Genomic DNA, 18,440 nt, shown 5'->3' with positions numbered 1-18,440 from the left:
GATGACACGGCCGGCGCAATGGATGGGGTGGTTCGTGAGCTATAGCCTATTTTCCTGGAGTGCCACGGTTGGCGGCATCGCCGCCGGCCTGCTGCTGGTTGCCGACGCGTCGGCACAGGACGCCTGCGGCCTCTGCGCCAAGCAGGTGGTCATCAATTCGGAACTGGCGACCTGCTTTCTCGACCAGTACGACCAGATCGCCAAGGCCAGCAGCGACGCGATCGTCGTCGATCTCTCGGGCTGCGCCTCGCGCGGCATCGTCGAGGCCTTGCCGTCGCCGAACAAGGCCCCGGCGGAACCGGACGTGCAGTTCATTGTCTCGCGCCCGCAACTGGCGTGCCTGAAGAAGCAGCTCGAAGCGCCGGGCGTCGTGCTCGATCCCTCCGCCACCATCGAACTGGATAGCTGCAAATGAAGAAGCCGGGGGGCACGACGAAGCAGGCAGCAGCAGTGACACCGGCAAAGGACGCGGCTGCGAAGCAGGCGCTGCCGGAAACCACCGAAGGCTTCCCGTGGCCGAGCAGCCATGAGATCAAGAAGGAAAGCAACCCCTTCACCGACCGCGACTGGCGCATGCTGGTCTATGCCTGGTCGGGCATGCTGGTGCGCTTCGCCATCATCTTCACCTTGGCATTCTCGGTCTATCAGTTCCTGGCCAATCAGGAGCAGAAGCGCGTGGAGCAGACCATGTCCCTGGTCGAGCTTTGGGAGACAAAGGATTATCAGCAGGCGCAACGAGCGCTCAAGGATCGCCTCGCGGCCCTCAATTCCAAATACGACAATCTGCTCAGCGCCAACCCTTCGCCGACCGAGGAGCAGGTATTCCGGCAACGTATCGGCATCGAGGCGATGAGCGCTTCCGGTGGCGACATGCCGCTCGCCGACTTCGGCGAGAATTTCGACCGCATCGTCTATTTCCTCAACCGGCTGTCCTTCTGCGTCGATGGCGACCTGTGTTCGCGCAAGGTGACCGACGCCTATTTCCGCGACTATGCCGTCTCCTTCTGGAGTTACTTTGCCGGCTATGTCGACAAACAGCGCAAGGCCGGCTCCCCCACTTTCGCCACGGCGATCGAAGCCTATGTGCGCAGCGGGCGACCGTCGGCTGAAGCCAAATAACGATGACAAGGATGAGCCTCCGCCTCATGCGTGCCTTCCGCTGGCTCGCCATGGCTGGAGCCTTGGTCGCCGCGTCGGTCGCCCGTGCCGAGGACGCCCCGGATTTCCACCTCGATCTCGACACTGGCGGCCACAGCGCGCGGGTCACCGATCTCGCCTTCACGCCCGATGGCGAGAACCTCGTCTCGGCCTCCGACGACAAGACCATCCGTATCTGGGACTGGCAAAACGGCGTCAGCCTGCGCACCATCCGTGGCTATCTCGGCAACGGCAACGACGGCAAGATCTTCGCGGTCGCGGTCTCGCCGGACGGCAAGACGATCGCCGCCGGCGGCTATTTCGGCGCTGGTCTCGGCGACAGGCCGCCCTATGGCGACATCAGGCTGTTCGACTTCGCCACCGGCAAGATGAAGGCCGTACTCAAGGCAGCCGACTACGCGACCTATGACCTTGCCTTCTCTCCCGATGGAAAGATGCTGGCCGGCGGTGGCGCCGATGGCGTCGTCTATCTCTGGAGGCTGGACGACAAATCCACGGCCGGATGGACGCTGGACAAAAAGCTCGACGCCGATTCCTGGCATATCGACAAACTGGCTTTCGCCGCGGTGGGAACCCGACTGGCGGCGACAACGACGGACAATGGCATCCGGCTCTGGGACATCACGAAGGGCGAGCAGATCGCCTTACCGGCCGAAGCGGAGCAGCTGCGGGACGTCAGCGTCATGGCGCTGGCCGTTTCGCAGGACGGCAGCCAGTTTGGCACCGGCAGCAAGGACGGGCAGGTCCAAATCTGGCGTGCGGCTGACGGCACTCTGGTGCGCGCCATGCCGAAGCAGGATTTCCTCATCGGTTCGCTGACCTTCGCCAAGGGGTCACGTCTGATCGCTTCCTGCGGCTACCGCTGCGCCAACAAGCACCGCTCCATCGTCTGGAACACCGACACTGGAGACAAGCTGCTCGACTATGCCGGCCATGACGGCACAGTCTACGCCAGCGCCGCCAATGCCGACGGGTCGCTGGTGGCGACGGCCGGCGGTACCCGCAACGCCATCCAGGTCTGGGACCCGGCGACGGGTGAACGCAAGGCCCTGCTGCAAGGATCGGGGGAGCCGGTGACCGCGGTCGGCATCGACGCGGCGAACGGCATCATCGGCTGGGGCGATGCCAACCCCTGCCCCGAGCGCGTCGCCTGCCCGGAACAAATGGGCGCGCTGGAAAAGAAGCTGGAACTGCCGACCGCCGAGCGGTTCTTCGACGACCCCCAGCTGCTGACGGAGCAAAACTCGTTTGCCCGCGCCACACTGACCAGCGGCCAGTGGTCGCTGCACGCCACGGTCGGCGGCAAGGACGCGCTGGAAAACGCAGTGCTGGAAATCGCCAATGGCGGTAAGGTCGTGCGCACGATCGAGAACGACGCCACCAACGGCTTTGCCCATTCCGCCTTCACGCTGATCGACAACGGGCTTGGCCTGATCACCGGCGGCAATGACGGCACGCTGCTGGAGTACAAATCCGCGACCGCCAGGGTATCAGGTGAATTCACCGGCCACACCGGCGAGGTCAACGCTATGGTCGCCTCCGAAAAGGCCAGCCTGCTGGTCACCGGCAGTGCCGACCAGACGCTCCGGCTCTGGAACCTGAAGACGCACGAACTGATCGTGTCGATGTTTTTTGCCGGGTCGCAATGGATCGCCTGGATGCCGCAGGGCTATTACTATTCCTCCGACGAGGGCGACAAGCTGATCGGCTGGCACGTCAACCAGGGTCGCGACCATGAAGGCCGCTTCATCCGCGCCGGCCAGCTGAAGAAATACCTCTGGAGCCCGGAAATGGTGCGCCGCGCCATCATCCTGCGCAGCGCCAGGCAGGCGGTCAAGGAGATGCGGCCCGGCGTCGACGACGAGTTGCAGAAGCTTCTCCAGCGCAAGCCGCCGGAGTTCGGCATCCGCCTCGCCGGCGATCAGAGCAAGGTGCGAGACGGCTACGTCGCGGTCGAAATCACGGGCGCCAGGGAGGCTGGCGCTGATGCCGCCGGCTTCTCGATCCTTTCGAACAGCCGCAATGTCGGCGACGTCACCGCCCGCTCGGTGGACGGCAACAACACCATCGTCGAGGTTCCGGTCGAGGATGGCCAAAACACCATTCGCATCACCGGCACCAATGAATACGGCTATCTGACCGAGCGCAGCGTGACGACGCTGGCAAGGAAGGCCGAGAAGGCCCAAGCCAAGGGCAAGCTCTATGTCGCGGTCATCGGTGTCGACAAATACCCGTTCCTGACCGATGCCTGTTCCGGCCACGCCTGCGACCTGCGCTACCCCGTCGACGATGCCACCGAGTTTCTCAAGGTGGTTGCGCAGAAGTCGGCGCCGCTGTTCTCGTCGATGGAATCGCTGGTGCTGGTCAACCGCCAAGCGCTCGACGAGAGCCCCGACAAGGCGCAGCAGACCTACACCGTCGCCAGTGCCGGCAGCATCATGGAACCGGACTCGCACACGATCGATGACCAGCTCGCCGATTTCCTCGACCGGCCTGGCGAGCACGACACCACCATCATCTTCGTAGCCGGCCACGGCATCAACATCGACGAGGATTACTATTTCATCCCGACCGATGGCCGCAAACAGGACGCCGAGCGCTGGAAGCGCTCTTCGCTGGTGGATTGGTCCGACATCCAGAAATCGGTCGAGCGGGCCAAAGGCATGCGCTTCATGCTGCTCGACACCTGCCACGCCGCCAACGCCTTCAATCCGCGGCTGGAAAAGGATGCGCAGGACGCGCGCATCGTCGTCTTCTCGGCCACCGCCGCCAACAACACCGCCGCCGAATTGCCCGAACTCGGCCACGGCGTCTTCACCTATTCGATCCTCGAGGGCCTGCGCGGCAAGGCGAGAACCCCGGATGGCGGCGTCACGCTGTTCGGGCTGGCCGATTTCATTTCGCACGAGGTGGTGCGGCTGACCGCTTCGAAGCAGAAGCCGTTCTATTATGTCGGCGGCGTGGAAAACATCGTGCTGGCCGAGCCGTGACCATCAAACGTCGGCGCCAAGGGACCCCCCTCTGTCCTGCCGGACACCTCCCCCTCAAGGGTGGAGATCAGCTGTTTCCTGGCTTTCGCCAATCCCTGACGTTGAGAAAGAGAGCGCCGCCAATGAAGCTGCCAATCTCCCCCCTTGAGGGGGAGATGTCCGGCAGGACAGAGGGGGGCCGACTGGGCGCCGACATTTTGCAGATCTTGGCAGCCCTCCTGTTCACCCTCCTCCCCCTGCCCGCCTTCACCGCACCCGTCATCTGCCCGTCCGGCAGCTCAAACTTCCCGCCCTTCTACGACGACGCCAAGCTGTTCGAGAATGCCATCGCCAGCGCGGCCGAGGTCCAGCCATCCAATCAGCGACTGACCGGCATCACCGTGCCGCATCATCTCCTGGCCGCCGACCTGGTGGCGCTGGGTTTTCATGCCGCCTCGGGCTTCCGCTACAAACGCATCGTCATCCTGTCGCCGGACCATTTCCACAAGACGCACAAGCTCTACGCCACCACGGCGCGCGGCTTCGATACCGTGCTTGGTCCGGTCAAGGCCGACACCGATGCCGTGCGGCTTCTGGAGAAGAACAGCGACATGGTCGAGGAGTCCTGCCTGTTCGACAAGGAGCATGGCGTACGTGCCATGCTGCCTTTCCTGCACCACTATTTCCCCGAGGCGAAAATCGTGCCGGTGGCGATGTCGGTGAAGGCGCGGCGCCGCGACTGGGACAGGCTTGCCGAGGCACTTAAGACAATTGTCGACCACGACACGCTGATCGTCGAATCCACCGACTTCTCGCACTATCTGCCGCAGCATGAGGCACGCCGTTTCGACCAGCAGTCGCTCAACATGCTGGCCGCCAGCTCGCTCGACGGCATCGCGGCACTGCGCCAGCCCGATCATGCCGATTCGGTCGGCGCGCTCTACATCCAGACCAGGCTGCAGCGCGAATTGTTCGGCGCCCTGCCGCTGGTCGTCGCCAATGAGAACTCGCAGGAACACACATCGGATTATGTCGAGCGCACCACCAGCTATGTGGTGGCGCTGTTCGGCGCTTTCGGCCCCGACTTCAACAACCCCACACGGCCCAAGGACAAAATCTATTATCTCGCCGGCGACGTGAATTTCGGCCGCGCCATGAAGAAGATTTTGGTCCGCGACGGTGTTGCCGACCGCATCGTCGACAGCATCCTGTCGCTGACCAACTCGCGGCCGCTGATCGTCAATCTCGAAGGCGTCATCCTGCCCAACGTGCCGGAGGCGATCGACGATATGACGCTGGCGATGCCGGAGGGCCTCGCTGTCGACATGCTGAAGCGGCTGCATGTCGCCGGCGTGAGCCTCGCCAACAACCATGCCTACGATCTCGGCCCGTCCGGCTATGCCGAGACGCTGCAGGCGCTGGACGAAGCCGGCATCCCCCATGTCGCCCAGGGCGAGACGCTGGCGCTCGCCGATCTCGACCTGGTCGGCCTGACCGACATCGACACCAACGGCTCGAAGAACACCGACCTGCTCACCCCTGCCTTGCTCGACCGCCTGCTGCACGAAAATGCCGAACGCCCGGTGGTCGCCTTCGTCCATTGGGGCCGCGAATACAAGACCGAGCCGTCGGCGCGCGAAGAGATGCTCGCCGACCAGATGCGGCTGCGCGGTGTGTCGGCCATCGTCGGCGGCCATCCGCATGTGTCGAGCGAGGCAATCGTGCCGCTCGGCGGCGGCGATGTGGCTGAAGTCTATTCGCTCGGCAATTTCCTATTTGACCAGAAGGCGGAACGCTCGTCCGGATCGATGCTGGAACTGCGCGTCTTTCCCCAGGGCACGATCTTCGCCCGGCTCATTCCCCTGCCCAACTATTTCGAGATGGGCCGCAAATAGCCGTTCCTGGATCAGGATGCGCCAGGCTTAAGATCGGGCCGGCATCACCTGAATATCGATACGTCCTAACCGCTGCAGCCGACCATGTCGCGTGGCAGATAACACGCCGCCGGCTCGGTCTTGGTCTCGAACAGCGACCGCTTTGGCTTGAAATAGAAGAAGGTCACCGGCTTGCTCTCGCGAACGCTGCCATCGGCGAAATGCGCGGCGATGCTGAAGTTGTGGATGGACGACATCGACGACCACATCTTCAGCCGCGCCGTATAGGCGCTGATGTTCTTGTTGCCGCGCACCGGCATGGCGATCGTGTAGTCGTGCTTGCCGATTGGAAACTCGATGTTCTGGTAGCGCATCGCTTCCGGTGTGCCGCCACCGCCATCGCCGCATTCGGCCATCGATTCCGGGGTCTCGAAAACCGCCACGGTCACCGAGGTGCGAAACGGCTCGCTGTTCTGATTGATATGACCTTCGTCATCTGTCCAGGAATAATCGAGCTTGCCGATCGCATTCAGTGTCATCGCCTGCTGCATATTGCCGAGATAGTCGGCGACCTCGCCGAACTTGATCTTGTTGGCCAACTGACTGCGGCAGACATTGAGACTGTCCACCGACGGACAGGGAAACCGCCCCGTCTCCAGGCTGGCGGTGTCGACGCCGGCTTCAGTGAGCACGCTCTTGATCGACACGTCGACGCCCTCGCCGAAACTGCCAATGTCCTTGCTGAACATACGGCTTGGCTGGCCGCTGGGATTGCCATCCTCGTCCACGGTCGTGAACTGGATGGACATTTTCATGTCCTTGGCGTCGCCCCAGCCATTGTTGATGATCGAGAAATCCGGCCGGAAGCCGACACAGCCGAAATGCTCCGATATCGACAGCATCGGCTTGCGGTAGGCATCGCTCGAGGCGACCTTCATTTCCAGGCGGTCGAGCCTGACTTTGGATTGGTCCGTCGTTTTGAGGTCGACCTCGGCGAAGGCCGGCGCTTCGTCCCAGTCCTTGCGGCCAAAGACATTGCTGGTCGTAACCTGCCCGGTGCCGTTCCAGCTGTCATTGTCCTCATCCGCCTGCGGATAGATCGCGATGTCCTCGTCGCGCACCAGGTGCTGGTACTGCATGTCGGATTGCTGCGTCATACGTTGATCCACCACGACCCCGATCTCGACCTTGTCGGCGTCGCCGCCGCCGGTCTGCGCCTTCAAAAGGCCGCCGACCCGGGCATCGGCCAGCACGTCTGGACGCGAGCTGCCGACCTCCTTGCCCATCACCCATTGCGATTGATAGACCGTGCCGCCGGCGAGCCGGGTCCGACCCTTGCCGTTCTTCAATCCGTCGACAAAGGAGCCGGCGAATATTTCGCCGGTCTTCGACATGAGCCGGCCTTCGCCATTCGCGACGCCAGCGACGAACTGGCCTTCATAGCGGTTGCCCTCGGCATCGATATGGATGCCCTTTCCGTTGAATTCTCCCTCAAGCCACAGCCCGTCGAAGACCTCGCCCGAACGAAGCTCGAGCCGCCCTTGCCCATCCAGCCGGCCGTTCCTGACGGAGCCAAAATAACTGGAATAGACGGTCTTCGGGTCATAGTTCGCAGAGCCGCGCACGCGCCAGACCAGGCGGCCCTTGCCGTTGACGGTGCCGTCTTCGGCGATCGTCCGATCGGGAGACTGGCCAGCGGCCGGCTCCCAGGTGAAGTCGAGATTTTTTTCCGGTTGGAAATCCCACACCCGCACCATCCTGCGCAGCACCGAACGCGTCCGGCTCTGATAGAGGACCTGCACGCGCTCCGCCCAGGCGCCGGCTGGCTGCGAACTGCCTCCGTTGGCGAAGGCCTGTCCGGTAAGAGATGCCGACAACATCAACGCCGCCAGCAGGGGAGCGGCAGCCATTGCCCTCATTGCGAAGATTCCTGGCCTTGCCATATCCCACCCCTCAACGCCCAACCCCTTGGATGACCAAGCGTAATCGTGGCGGTGGGCTGGCGCAAGTGACGGCTCCGACCGTGCACGCCATCGCATAGAAAACCGGCGGCGGGAACGTCCCGCCGCCGGTTCTTTGTTTCTCTGTCGCGGCACGCGCCGCGACCGTCGGCAGCCGTCATTTGTAGAGGCTGTTGATCCACTGGATGTTGGCGGCGTTCAGGCGTACGGCAGTGTTCGCGTCGGGACTTTCCGCCACGTTGACGCCGGTGATGATGCGCTGCTTGGAGTTGTTGTCATAGGCATAGACCGAGCTGCCGCTCGACCCCGGAAACGTATCGCAGTCATACTGGAAATATTCCGGAGCGATGTTTTCGGCATGCACTTCGCAGCTTGCCTTCCACATCGTCCCCATCGGCTTGTCGCCGGGATAGCCGACGAGGTTGGCGGTGAAGTCGCCGAGATCGTCATAGTTGGCGTAGCCCAGCCAGCCGAGATTGGTGCCGACATCCTGCTTCAGCGTGATGATGCCGAGATCCCACGGGATCACGGAGCCATAATAGCCCTGGTAGTTGTCGATGAAGCCCTGCAGCACATAGGCGCTTTCATAGCTGAAGGCGCCGAACGGAGCGTCATCGGCGGTGCTGCCATTGAGGCCCGGCACGAACAGGTAGTCGGAGAGCCAGTCCTTGTCCTCGTGGCTGTAGAGACAGTGTGCGGCGGTAAGCACGGTGCGCGGGCCGATCAGCGTTGCCGAACAGCTGCCGTAGCCGGTCTTCGACTTGGCTTCGAGATAGCCGATTGCCGAGAACGGATAGGTCTTGGTGTTCTTGACCTGCTCACGATCGTCGGTGCCGAAAACCTGACGTCCGGCTTCGCCTTCGCCAAGGTCAGGATCCTCGGTCTTGCGCGGGCCGCCCTCGGCGCCATTTGCCGGCGCATTCAGTTCCTTGATGATGATCTCTCGCAGCGCTTCGCTCGGTTCGATCTTGATCTCCTTGCCATCGGCGGAACGTCCGATGATGCCATAGGATTTGACAGCCGCTTTCTCGTCGGTGATCGGCGCGGCGCGGTTGTCTTCGTCAGTCAGCGTCGGCGGCGCGATCGGCTTGGCCCGCCCGGGCTTGTAGTCGCCTGACGTCACGTCCCGCATACTTTCGCCATTGCCGGCACTGGCGGAGCCAGGATCGGCGGCGAAAGCAGGGACTGCCGACATTGCGGTGGAAAGCAATGCGGACGCCATCATAAGCTTTGTCAGTTTTGTCATGGTGAGACTCTCCCAAAAGTCAGCAAGGACTGGATCAAAATACAGAAATATTGTCGAGATCGTGGTGGTGCTGAAAAATCGGCAAAGGCTATCGGCGAACGTACCGGATCGTTGTTTGCCTCGGTCAATCTAAAGCCCCCGCCTAAGACCCTGCCACGACATACTGCCTAAAATAATCCAAGATTGGCAATGATAAATCGCTTCCACGTAGCCCGTGGGGGGCTATAGAGTTTTGTGCGGGTTCTGCTCGCGGGCACGGTTAGCAAAAGTGGAATTCGGTTTTGTGACCGATCGCGCGCCGTTCGATACGGTGCGTATCCGATCGCCGAACCGGCGGCCCCTGGTGCACAATGCCCGGCGTCGATCCGCGCGGGAGAATTGTCTCAGGAGGGGTTCAGGTGCACATCACAAATCGGTTCGGGCAGGTCGTTGCCGCATCGCTGCTTGGCATCGCCACTGCCGCTGCATTCATCAACGCCGGCCAGGCGGACGAGGCCGCCGTCAGGCCGGAAGCGGCCGTTTCGCCGATGCAGCGGGTGACCGATGCCAGGGCCAAGGCAGCGGCGGAGAACCCCGATGGCACCGATCGCGTCTATGGCGGCAATCAGGCTGAAAAGGGCGCCTATCCCTTCCAGGTGGCACTCCTCACCACCGCCAGGCTGGACGAGAATCCGGCCTCTCAGGCCAACGCGCAGTTTTGCGGCGGCAGCCTGATCGCGCCGCGATGGGTGCTGACGGCGGCGCACTGCCTCAACGACAAGGGCCGCCCGATCTCGCCCGATTCCGTCACCGTGCTGACCGGTGCCACGGATCTCAGCGAAGGCAAGCGGCACAAGGTTGTCGAAGTCATCGTCAACGAGGGCTACAGCGAGCAGACGCTCGACAACGATCTCGGCCTGCTCCGGCTCGCCGACCCGGCCGATGCACCGACCATCAAGCTTACCCATGACGCGACACCCGACACCGGCAAGACCACCGTCACCGGCTGGGGCAAGATGCAGGACGGCACCTTCCCGACCACGCTGATGGTCGCCGATCTCGATCTTCAGCCGAACAGTGCCTGCAACAGCGGCATCAAGGCCATCTATGCGCATGACCTGAAAGCGGCTCTCGGAGACCTGTCGCACCGCATGCGCTATTCGGAAAAGGGCATCGATGCCGCGGCCAATGCGATTGCCGCCGACATGACCGACCCGCTGACCAGCAACATGATCTGCGCCGGCACCACCAGCGGCGTGCGTGACGCCTGCAATGGCGACAGCGGCGGACCGCTGTTCATGACCGGCGCCGGCGGCCCGGTCCAGGTCGGCGTCGTCAGTTGGGGCGAAGGCCCCGCTGATGGCAGCGCTGCCTGCGGCCACAAGGACGCCTATGGCATCTACACGCGGCTGGCCAACTACACCGGCTGGATCGAGGCCAAGATGAAGACATCCGCCCCGGCGCCCGAAAAGCCCAAGGCCGGACTCGGCACCGCCCAGAAGCCAAAGTCGCCCTGAAGCGGCCGCTTCGGATTGCCGTGGAAAACGGCGGGAACATCCCGCCGTTTTGTTTGCCGGCTTGCCGAGAGAGCCTATTTCCTTGGCGGACCTTTGCGCTCGGCGGAGGCCGCCCACAGATTGATGTCGGACTCGCGCGCGTAAGTATCGATCTCGGCCAATTCGGCGTCGCTGAAATCGAGCACCTTGAGCGCGCCGACGCAATCTTCCACCTGCTCGGGCCGGCTGGCGCCGATCAGCGCCGACGTTACCTTGCCCTTGCGCAGCACCCAGGCCAACGCCATCTGCGCCAGCGTCTGGCCGCGTTTGCCGGCGATCGCGTTGAGCGACTTGATGTTGGCAATGGTGCGATCGTTGATGAAAGCCGTCTTCAGCGACTTGCCCTGGGAGGCCCGGCTGCCATCGGGAATGCCGCCGAGATATTTATCGGTCAGCATGCCTTGCGCCAGCGGCGAAAACACGATGGAGCCGACGCCGAGCCCTTCGAGCGTGTCGAGCAGCCCGTCCTCCTCGACCCAGCGGTTCAACATCGAATAGCTCGGCTGGTGGATGACACAGGGCGTGCCCAATTGCCTCAATATGTCAGCGGCCTCGCGGGTGCGCTGCGAATTGTAGGACGAGATGCCGGCATAGAGTGCCTTGCCCGAACGCACCGCATGGTCGAGCGCGCCCATGGTTTCTTCGAGCGGCGTGTCGGGATCGAAACGGTGCGAATAGAAGATGTCGACATAGTCGAGCCCCATCCGCTTCAAGCTCTGGTCGAGGCTGGCCAGCACATATTTGCGCCCGCCCCATTCGCCGTAGGGGCCGGCCCACATCTCGTAGCCGGCCTTGGTCGAGATGATCAGTTCGTCGCGATAGGCGGAAAAATCGGTGCGCAGGATCTCGCCGAAAGCGGTCTCCGCCGAGCCGGGCGGCGGCCCATAATTGTTGGCGAGGTCGAAATGGGTGATGCCGAGGTCGAACGCCTTGCGGACGATGGCCTGCTTGGTCCGATGCGGCGTGTCGTCGCCGAAATTGTGCCACAGCCCGAGCGAGATCGCCGGCAGCTTGAGGCCGGACCGCCCGCAGCGGTTGTAGATCATGTTCTCGTAGCGGTTTTCAGCGGCGATATAGGGCATGGGAAATCCTCGGATATGAACGGACAGGGCACTGTCATCGCAGAGGCGACGAACATGCCCGTACGCCATCCTTTACCCCCTCTCCGTCGGAACGGGGAGAGGGGTAAGCAAAATTATCGATAATCTCCCGCGATCTATTTTTTCTTGGCCAGGAGATCCTTGGCTTGCTTGACGCCAAGCGCGGCCGGGCGCTCGCAAGTGGTCTGCATGGCGACGAACTTGCCGGTTTCGCCGGAGCACAGAAGGCCGGTCATGACATCGACGGCATGCAACGCGAGTTCCATCGAGCAGCGGTGCGGCCGGCCCTCGGTGATCGCCAGCGCCATGTCGGCCAGGCCCGCCGTGCGGTAATTGGCCATCATGCCTTGGCCGTGCATCTCATTGGGGATGCCCAGCGGATGCTTCCATTTCGGCTGCTTCTTGACCGGTTTGCCCTCTTCGGTGAAGCGCACATCGCCGCCGAAGAAGTTCGGATCCGGCACGAACACCGTTCCGGCCTCGCCATAAAGCTCCATCGGCGCGTGGCCGTGAGCCCAGACGTCCCAGCTTGTGTTCAGCGTCACCACGGCGCCGTTCTCGAATTCGAGCAGGCCGTGAATGGTGGTCGGCGTGTTGACCGGGATCTTTTCACCCGCTCGCGGCTTGGAACTGATGGTCCGCTCCTTGGCGGGGGTCGTCGCGAAAGCCGCCACCTGCTTCACCGGCCCGATCAGCTGGATCAGATTGGTGATGTAGTACGGTCCGATGTCGAGCACCGGCCCGGCGCCCGGCTGGAAGAAGAAATCCGGATTCGGGTGCCAGTGTTCCATGCCATGGCCCATGACATGGCAGGTGCCGCTGGTGATCCTGCCGAGCTTTCCCTCGTCGATCAGTTCGCGCACCAGCTGGTGCGCGCCGCCGAGAAACGTGTCCGGCGCCGAGCCGATGCGCAGCCCCTTCTTCTCGGCCCGCGTCTTGAGGTCCTGGCCCTCCTTGAGCGACAGCACGAACGGCTTTTCCGAATAGACGTGCTTGCCGGCATCGAGCACCTGCTTCGACACCTCGTAATGCACGGCCGGAATGGTCAGGTTGACGATGATGTCGATATCGTCGGCCTTGAGCAGATCCTCGACGGTCTCGGCACGGAGCTTGAATTCTTTCGCCCGTGCCCTGGCCGCGTCCATGTTGATGTCGGCGCAGGCGCGCATCTCGATGCCGCGAAACAGCGGCGCCAGCGAGAAATACGCCTTCGAGATGTTGCCGCAGCCGATGACGCCAATACCCAGTTTCTTTGCCATGGTGGTTGTTCCTAGTAGCTCTTGACGGTTGCGATCGAGCGGCGGGCGAAGCGCTCGATGTCGTTGGGATTGTCCTGTTCCATGACAAAGTATTTCGCCGCGCTCTTGGCCTGCAACACCTTGATCAGGTCCGCCCAGTCGATCGTGCCGTGGCCGACATCCGACCAGCCATCCTCATCCAGCCCCTCACCCGGCTTCGCTATGTCCTTGACATGCACGGCGACGATGCGCTTGCCGTGCTTTTCGATCCAGGGCAGCGGATCGGCGCCGCCGCGCACCACCCAGGCAACGTCCATTTCCCAGCCAATGTCGGGGGCGGACGACAGGATATGATCCTGCGGCAGCGAGCCGTCGGCGAGCGCCTTGAACTCGAAATCATGGTTGTGCCAGGCAAAGCCATAGCCGGCCTTCGAGGCCACCTCGCCGACCTTGGCCAGACGCTCGCCGAAGCCGCGCCAGCCGGCGGTATCGGATGGCCTGTCCTCCGCCATCAGATAGGGGCAGATCAAGAGCTTGACGCCGAGCGTTTCGGCGATCCGGCGCACGCCGTCGAAATCCTTCTCCAGCGCATCGATGGAAAAATGCCCGGTCGGCATGGCAAGGCCGTTCTTGTCGAGTTCGGCGCGGAAGGCCTTGGGATCGTCATAGACGCCGCCGAAGCCTTCGACCTCGGCGTAACCGAGCTTGCCGAGCATTTCGAGCACATCGATCCAAGGCAAGAAATTGCGGGCGCTGTAAAGTTGGAATGACCAGTTCATCGTCTCTGTCCGTTCTGCTTGGGGATTGTCTTTGGGAGGATGGTCTTCTTGGGAGCTACATGCGGTTGCCGGATGGGGTATCGAACAGCGAGGCGCGGGCAGGGTCAAAGCCGATCCGGATCGGATCGCCATTGCGCAGCGTCTTTTCCGCCTCGACGCGGAAGGAGAAATTGCGGTCGCCGAGCTTCGTCCACACCAGTGTGTCGGAGCCCATCGGCTCGACGATTTCCACGGCGGCGTCGGTGGCAAAGGGCATGGAGTTCGCGGCCTCGCCAAAGGCAACGTGCTCCGGCCGGATCCCGAACACGCAAGGCCCGCTCTTGTTGCCGGCGCCGTCGAAGCCGTAGTGATCGAGCGGTATGGTCAAATCCCCGGTCTTGAACACCGCCGTCGTGCCGGCTTCCAGTTGTCCCTCGACGAAATTCATCGCCGGCGAGCCGAGGAACCCTGCAACGAACCGGTTGACCGGACGATTATAGATGGTCTGCGGCGCGTCGAGCTGCTGGATGACACCGCCCTTCATCACCGCGATGCGGTCGGCCAGCGTCATCGCCTCGATCTGGTCATGGGTGACGTAGATCATCGTGTTCTGCAGCTTGCGGTGCAGAAGCTTGATCTCGACGCGCAGCTCCGAACGCAGCTTGGCATCGAGATTGGACAGCGGTTCGTCGAACAGGAAGACATCGACATCGCGCACCAGCGCCCGCCCGATCGCCACGCGCTGGCGCTGGCCGCCCGAGAGTGCGGCCGGCTTGCGCTGCAAAAGCGGCTCGATCTGCAGGATCTCGGCGGCGCGTGCAATGCGCTTGGCGATTTCGTCCTTGGCGATGCCGGCGACACGCAGCCCGAAGGACAGGTTCTTCTCCACCGTCATCTGCGGATAGAGCGCATAGGACTGGAAAACCATGCCGATGCCGCGGTCCTTGGGCTCTTCCCAGGTGACGTTCTTGCCCTTGATGAAGATGCGGCCTTCCGAAATATCGAGCAGGCCGGCGATGCAGTTGAGCAAGGTCGACTTGCCGCAGCCGGAAGGTCCGAGCAGCACGATGAACTCGCCTTCGGCGACATCGAGGTTGAGCGTCTGCAGCACCGAGACCGCGCCGAAGTTCAGCGACAGGTCCTGGATCGAAACGCTGGTGCCGTTCGCCGCCATCGACATCACCCTTTCACCGCGCCGGCGGCAATGCCGCGCACGAACAATTTGCCGGAAATGAAATAGACGATCAGCGGCACCAGGCCGGTCAGGATGGTGGCGGCCATGTTGACGTTGTATTCCTTCACGCCCTGCACCGAGTTGACGATGTTGTTGAGCTGCACTGTCATCGGATAAGTGTCGGGACGGGTGTAGACGACGCCGAACAGGAAGTCGTTCCAGATGCCGGTCACCTGTAGAATGACGGCGACGACGAAGATCGGCAACGACATCGGCAGCATGATGCGCAGATAGATACCCCAGAAGCCGGCGCCATCGACACGCGCCGCCCGGAACAGCTCCTCCGGCATCGAGGTGAAATAATTGCGGAACAGAAGCGTCAGGATCGGCATGCCGAAAATGGAATGCACGATCACCAGGCCGGTAAGGCTGCCATAGAGGCCGACCTCGCGCAGGATGATGACGATCGGATAGATCATCACCTGATAGGGAATGAAGGCACCGACGATCAGGATGACAAAGAATGTGTCGGCGCCCTTGAAGCGCCAATTGGCGAGCGCGTAGCCGTTCACCGAGGCGATGGCGATCGACAGGATCACCGAGGGAACGGTGATGCGCACCGAGTTCCAGAAACCGCGCGAAAGCCCGTCGCAATTGAGGCCGGTGCATGCCTGCGACCACGCCTTGACCCAAGGCTCGAAGGTGATCTCGAGCGGCGGCGAGAAGATGTTGCCGAGGCGGATTTCCGGCATGCCCTTGAGCGAGGTGACGACCATCACATAGAGCGGCAGGAGGTAGTAGAGCGCCACCACGATGAGCGTACCGTAGAGGAAAATGTTGCGGCGCGAGAACATATGTCGCGGCTTCGGTCCGCTCGGTCCGGAGACGCCAGCTTGCGGGTTTGACGACGCGGCGGACAAGGAGACGACGTGGTCAGACACGCTTGCGGCCTCCGAATTCGAGATAGGCCCATGGCACGATGACGATCATCACCGACAGCAGCATCATGGTCGAAGCGGCAAAACCCTGGCCGAGATTCTGGGCGAAGAACATGTAGTCGTAGACATATTTTGCCGGCACTTCGGAGGCGATGCCGGGACCGCCGCTGGTCTGCGCAACGACGAGGTCGTAGACCTTGACGATGCCGGACGCGATGATCACCAGCGTGGTGATGAACACCGGCCGCATCATCGGGATGATGATGAAGAGATAGGTCTTCCACATGGGTATCCCGTCCACCCGTGCGGCCTTCCAGATATCCTCGTCGATGCCGCGCAGGCCCGCCAGCATCAGGCACATGATCAGTCCCGTGCCTTGCCAAAGCGCGGCGATCGATATGCCGTAGATGACGATGCTGGAATTGTAGAGCGGATTGAAGTCGAAGCTGGTCCAGCCGAGGCTTCGCACCACGCCCTGGACGCCGAAATCCGGATTGAGCAGCCACTGCCAGACAAGGCCGGTGACGATGAAGGAGAGTGCGAAGGGGTAGAGGAAGATGGTGCGGAACGTGTCCTCGAAACGGATCTTCTGGTCGAGCAGGGCTGCCAGCAGAAACCCGATCACCAACGAGAACACCAGTGAGATCACGCCGTAGATCAAGAGATTCTCGATCGAGATCAGCCAGCGCGGCGTCGCCCACAGCCGATAATACTGGTCTAGCCCGACGAAATTCAACCGCGGCAGGAGCTTCGAATTGGTGAAGGAATAAAGCACCGTCCACGCCGTGCCGCCGACGAACACCACCACGGCGGTGAGCACCATCGGGATCGAGGCGATTTTCGCGTTGAGATTGCGGAAAAGCTGGTTGGGGCGTTCGCTGTTGCTCATCTCGGCAGCCTCGCTGGGACAATGAGAGCCTCACGCTCCCGACCCTCGATTGACAAGGGCCGGGAGCTGGCGGGGGCGCCCGAGATCAATCGGCGGAAGCGATGATGTCGGCGAAACGCTTCTGCGCCTCTTCGAGGGTCATGTCGGGCTTGGCGAAGAACTCCGAGAACAGGTCCTCCTTCTGCTTCTGGCTGTCCTGCGAGAGAAGCTGGTCCGTCCACGGGATGACCGCGCCCTTGGCCAGGATGGCGAGGCCCTTCTTCATGCAGTCATTGGCCGCGTCGAGGTCGACGTCGCCGCGCACCGGCAGCGAGCCCTTCTTGAGGTTGAAGGCGACCTGGGTCTTGGGATCGAGCAGGGTTTCGGCCAGTACTTCCTGCGCCTTGGCCTTGTCGGCATCCTTGAGCAGCGGGAAGTAGAAGGCGTCGCCGCCCGTGGCGATGACCTCGTTCAGGCCAAGGCCGGGAAGACAGGTATAGTCCTTGCCGGCGGTCTTGCCGGCGACCTGGAATTCGCCTTGCGCCCAGTCGCCCATGATCTGGCCGCCAGCCTTGCCGGTGATGACCATGTTGGTGGCCTGGTTCCAGTCCTGCACATTGGTGTTTTTGGCCATCTTGCGCGCATCGTCGGCTGCCTTGAAGACCTTGGCGACTTCGGGACCGGCTGCGAACTTGGCGTCCTTGTCCTTGTAGACCTTGAGGAAGGTGTCGGTTCCGCCGACCGCGGCAAGCAGCACGTCGAAGGCGCCCGATGCCTGCCAGGCCTGCCCACCGACCGCGAGCGGCACGATGCCTGCCTTCTCCAGCGCCGGGGCCGCGGCCACATATTCATTCCAGTTCTTCGGCACCGGCACGCCGGCCTTTTCGAAGGCCGCGTTCGACAGCCAGAGCCATTGCCAGGAATGGATGTTGACCGGAACGCAATAGATCTTGCCGCCGATCGTGCAACTGTCGAGGAGGCTCTTGGGCCGCACCACTTCCGTCCATTTGCCCTTGGTGGCGACATCGGTGAGGTCGCGCATCAGGCCGGCCTGCACCAGTTCTTCCGCCTGCCGGCCATGATTGAATTGGGTGGCTCCCATCGGATCGCCGCCCGTGATGCGGCTGATCATGATCGGCCGCGCCGTGCCGCCGGATCCGGCGATGGCACCGTCGACCCAGTGATTGCCTGTGGCGTCGAATGCCTTGGCGAGTTCGGCGACCGCCGCCGCCTCGCCACCGGAGGTCCACCAATGGGTGACTTCCAGATCGGTCGCGGCCGCTGGCCCGGCGGCGTTGAGCGCAACTGTCGCGGCAAAGGCAGCGGTCATGAATTTGTATCGCATTTCGGCTTCCTCCCAGAAATCTGAAACGTTACAGATTTTCGATACGGCAATTGCGCCGATGGTGCAACCCCGGCCGTGCGGATGACCTTACATTTTTTCGAAGCGCGAATAAATTCTTGGAGCCCGCCGCGTGTGCTGCATCGCAACACGCCGCGATTGCAGTGCAAAACGGTCAATTTTCCTGTAAAACTCGGCAAAGTCGCCGCGAAGGCGGCATTTCGCCTTGGATTCCCAAGAGAATTTGCCCACCAGATATCCGCAACCATACTGGCGCAC

14 protein-coding genes are annotated in these 18,440 nt (G+C 62.4%); 5 read left to right on the top strand and 9 right to left on the bottom strand.

Annotation, left to right across the window (positions count from 1 at the left end; all coding sequences use genetic code 11):
* The first annotated feature begins 34 nt into the window (after window positions 1-34).
* The 4 genes from EN808_RS01305 (at window position 35) to amrB (ending at window position 6,022) form a co-directional block, all read left to right on the top strand.
* Window positions 35-415: a hypothetical protein gene (locus tag EN808_RS01305; protein WP_127872351.1), complete on the top strand. Its 381-nt coding sequence runs from the start codon at window positions 35-37 to the stop codon at window positions 413-415.
* A complete protein-coding gene (locus tag EN808_RS01300; RefSeq protein WP_127281257.1) occupies window positions 412-1,119 on the top strand; it encodes a hypothetical protein in 708 nt (235 codons plus the stop codon). The genes EN808_RS01305 and EN808_RS01300 overlap by 4 nt, the downstream gene beginning before the upstream one ends.
* Before the next feature lie 11 nt (window positions 1,120-1,130).
* Window positions 1,131-4,148, top strand: a complete 3,018-nt coding sequence (locus tag EN808_RS01295) for a caspase family protein (protein WP_245511770.1) — start codon at window positions 1,131-1,133, stop codon at window positions 4,146-4,148.
* Window positions 4,149-4,303: 155 nt separating this feature from the next.
* Window positions 4,304-6,022: an AmmeMemoRadiSam system protein B gene (gene amrB, locus EN808_RS01285; RefSeq protein WP_127872350.1), complete on the top strand. Its 1,719-nt coding sequence runs from the start codon at window positions 4,304-4,306 to the stop codon at window positions 6,020-6,022.
* 65 nt (window positions 6,023-6,087) lie between these two features.
* On the opposite strand, the gene EN808_RS01280 is transcribed toward amrB, so the two are convergent.
* A complete protein-coding gene (locus tag EN808_RS01280; protein ID WP_245511771.1) occupies window positions 6,088-7,920 on the bottom strand; it encodes a hypothetical protein in 1,833 nt (610 codons plus the stop codon).
* Window positions 7,921-8,119: 199 nt separating this feature from the next.
* Entirely contained in the window at window positions 8,120-9,208 is a 1,089-nt protein-coding gene (locus tag EN808_RS01275; RefSeq protein ID WP_135914975.1) for a serine protease, read from the bottom strand.
* Between the two features lie 398 nt (window positions 9,209-9,606).
* Here EN808_RS01275 and EN808_RS01270 point away from each other — a divergent pair, with 398 nt between their 5' ends.
* Window positions 9,607-10,704, top strand: a complete 1,098-nt coding sequence (locus tag EN808_RS01270) for a trypsin-like serine protease (protein ID WP_135914974.1) — start codon at window positions 9,607-9,609, stop codon at window positions 10,702-10,704.
* Window positions 10,705-10,778: 74 nt separating this feature from the next.
* Here the strand turns inward: EN808_RS01270 and mgrA are convergent, their stop codons facing one another.
* The 7 genes from mgrA to EN808_RS01235 all read right to left on the bottom strand — a co-directional run bounded on the left by mgrA (window position 10,779) and on the right by EN808_RS01235 (window position 18,164).
* Window positions 10,779-11,825, bottom strand: a complete 1,047-nt coding sequence (mgrA, locus tag EN808_RS01265; RefSeq protein ID WP_135914973.1) for an L-glyceraldehyde 3-phosphate reductase — start codon at window positions 11,823-11,825, stop codon at window positions 10,779-10,781.
* A gap of 134 nt (window positions 11,826-11,959) precedes the next feature.
* Window positions 11,960-13,102 carry a Gfo/Idh/MocA family oxidoreductase gene (locus EN808_RS01260; RefSeq protein WP_135914972.1) on the bottom strand — a complete coding sequence of 381 codons (1,143 nt, stop codon included), beginning with the start codon at window positions 13,100-13,102 and terminating at the stop codon, window positions 11,960-11,962.
* A gap of 11 nt (window positions 13,103-13,113) precedes the next feature.
* Window positions 13,114-13,860 carry a sugar phosphate isomerase/epimerase gene (locus EN808_RS01255; RefSeq protein ID WP_135914971.1) on the bottom strand — a complete coding sequence of 249 codons (747 nt, stop codon included), beginning with the start codon at window positions 13,858-13,860 and terminating at the stop codon, window positions 13,114-13,116.
* Window positions 13,861-13,915: 55 nt separating this feature from the next.
* A complete protein-coding gene (locus EN808_RS01250; protein WP_189524038.1) occupies window positions 13,916-15,019 on the bottom strand; it encodes an ABC transporter ATP-binding protein in 1,104 nt (367 codons plus the stop codon).
* A complete protein-coding gene (locus EN808_RS01245; protein WP_135914969.1) occupies window positions 15,019-15,954 on the bottom strand; it encodes a carbohydrate ABC transporter permease in 936 nt (311 codons plus the stop codon). The genes EN808_RS01250 and EN808_RS01245 overlap by 1 nt, the downstream gene beginning before the upstream one ends.
* Complete coding sequence (locus tag EN808_RS01240) at window positions 15,947-16,840, bottom strand: sugar ABC transporter permease (RefSeq protein WP_135914968.1); 894 nt, start codon at window positions 16,838-16,840, stop codon at window positions 15,947-15,949. Before EN808_RS01240 ends, EN808_RS01245 begins: the two co-directional genes overlap by 8 nt.
* A gap of 85 nt (window positions 16,841-16,925) precedes the next feature.
* The gene (locus EN808_RS01235; protein WP_135914967.1) at window positions 16,926-18,164 is read right to left on the bottom strand and encodes an ABC transporter substrate-binding protein; all 1,239 of its coding nucleotides are present in this window, start codon (window positions 18,162-18,164) and stop codon (window positions 16,926-16,928) included.
* Window positions 18,165-18,440 lie beyond the last annotated feature (276 nt).

The sequence above is a fragment of the Mesorhizobium sp. M8A.F.Ca.ET.165.01.1.1 genome (genome assembly GCF_004792065.1).
Lineage (GTDB): Bacteria > Pseudomonadota > Alphaproteobacteria > Rhizobiales > Rhizobiaceae > Mesorhizobium.
Note: the sequence above shows the minus strand (reverse complement) of the source record. Positions and strands in the feature narration are given on the sequence as shown.